The sequence below is a fragment of the Skermanella sp. genome (assembly GCF_059503625.1).
The window spans coordinates 652-2792 of record NZ_JCACHA010000333.1 but is presented as its reverse complement, the minus strand read 5'-3'; the positions used below and the strand labels follow the sequence as shown (position 1 = coordinate 2792).

The 2141-nt window shown below is 60.0% G+C and carries 1 protein-coding gene; it reads right to left on the bottom strand.

Going from position 1 to position 2141, the window contains the following annotated elements:
- Positions 1 to 141: 141 nt before the first annotated feature.
- Positions 142 to 903: an NYN domain-containing protein gene (locus AC5JJ6_RS07650; RefSeq protein WP_496041466.1), complete on the bottom strand. Its 762-nt coding sequence runs from the start codon at positions 901 to 903 to the stop codon at positions 142 to 144.
- Positions 904 to 2141 lie beyond the last annotated feature (1238 nt).

Below are 2141 nucleotides of genomic sequence, written 5' to 3'. Positions count from 1 at the left end.
ACCAAGATCAAGTCTTGGTATGACGGTATGGGAAATTAGTAGAAAACCCGGCATCTTCTCCACAAGGAAACTGAACAGCCCTGGTTTTCATGCCGGGTTTTGGCACAAGAATCAAAACGGCCGATCTCAAGACTTGATGCGTCAAACCCGTCGCACTCGGACAGAACATCGTGCTGTTTTAAGATCCCGAATCTCGATAAAATCGAGAGACGCGAGTAAAGTAGATAATTTCCCCGGCAGCTTTACCGCCTTCTTGGCTGCAAGGTCCTGCCCAACTTCATTCAATAACACCCAGCCATCCGGTGATCTACCCAGATCCTCGACAGCGTTGCGAATAGCGGTCTTTTGACCGAGTGTAAGGCGGTCTTTACGATCATCAATGCCGCCGTTCGAGGGTTTTACGTTGGACTGAGCAGCAGGCTGGGCAGCATTGTTCGACTCTACGGCAATCCGGTATTGAGGAACAAGCATCGTCACATCGGCGACCTTGACGGATTTCCTGTCACCGATGGACCCGCATGTCGGAACGATGATGCTGGTCGCTTTACCGGAAAGTTGCAGCGCTTTGATGAGTGGGGCAAATCCGTCATCGCCGCTGACGATCACATACTGGTCGGCGTCACTGGAATCCCTCAGCCGGCCCGCATCGAACGCCAAGAGAAAATCGGCCGCATTCGGTCCCGTGACATCCTTTCCGCCATCGATGACCTCGATCCCGGAAATCGCCTGCCATCTGCCGGGTTTGGCGCATGTATAGGCACGCATGACGATTGGTTCGCCAAGCAGCCTGAGAAGCCGGTGGATCTGTGGCCAAAGATCCACGCTGACATTCTCGGCATCTATGAGCACGGCGAGGCGGGCACTGGGGCCGATGCCTTGTTCGATACCGGGTTCCCCGGTCACGCCAGTTTCCGTTAGCATAATTCTCAATCAAATTACAGGCCGGTCAAAACACAGGCGCGATCTTCAATCGGGTCTTCGTACCGCATCGGGTGGAGATTGACTACCACACAATGTGATCGAGTCCCCAAGCGCTCCTACACCACGCCTGGGGACTCGATCCTCAAGCCGACTACGGTCTACCGTAGACGCGGCTTCCAGCCGCGTTGTCTCGGCTCTTCAACGGCATTAACGGATGTGAGTGCGCTGCGCAGGAGCGGAAGTCCGCGTATCCGCGCGCAACGCAGCTGGAAGCCGCGTCTACGATGCACCTCACCCCGAAGCCCGGCATGAGCGGCCAAATTATCTGCCCCAGCGGCAAACCCCGTCAAGGATTGTATTCCTGATTCCTATCTGATACACGATACCCAGGCGAAGCGCCGGGCTCTATGACATCGTGAATCAGGGCCAGAGCGCTCCCGCTCCACACGCGCGACGTGTGCGGCGGGGACCTCCCCCGTCCCGACCGGCCACGTTTCGCCGAGCCTTCGGGCTCCGCTGAAGCGCTACCGCGACACCTGCATCCGCCTCCGCGAAGTCGAAGCCGAGCATGCCGAAACGCTTCTGTCGATCCCGGCCGCTTTTCGGCCCGGTTCCTCCGACGGCAGGTGCGTGTCCCGCTGGCCGGAATGGACGCGCTTGGGCTGCCGTCAAGCATGCCCTCCCGACCGTCCGAGGACGACTTCATCCGGTACTTCCACCGGGTATCGGGGTCCGACCCCGACCGGCGCAAGGAGGCGCGCCGGCGGCACAGGGTCAGGATGGAAGCATGGCAAACCCGGCGGACCGTTCAGAAGGAATGGTACGCCCGGACTGGCCATCCTTTCCGCCTGAGCCAAGCGCGCCTGACCCTCCCGGCGGCGGTCACTATTCCAGCCGCCGGGAGCCGCGATAGTGACACACAGTGACCGATAGTGACGGATAGCGACCTTTTCGGCGAAAAAAGCCTGGACCGCCGTGATGACCATCCGCCGGGCGCTCATGTCGAATCATGACATTTGCGTACGGAACAGGGTTTTCCCAGCCCCCCGTCACTCCTTGGGCACGTTCCGCTCCAGCTCGTCCAGCCACGTCCGCGCCGTCCCGTCCGACGGTGCGCGCCAGTCGCCGCGCGGCGACAGGGAGCCGCCGGGGCTGACTTTCGGACCGTTCGGCATGGCGGAGCGCTTGAACTGGCTGAAGCCGAAGAAGCGGCCGATGAA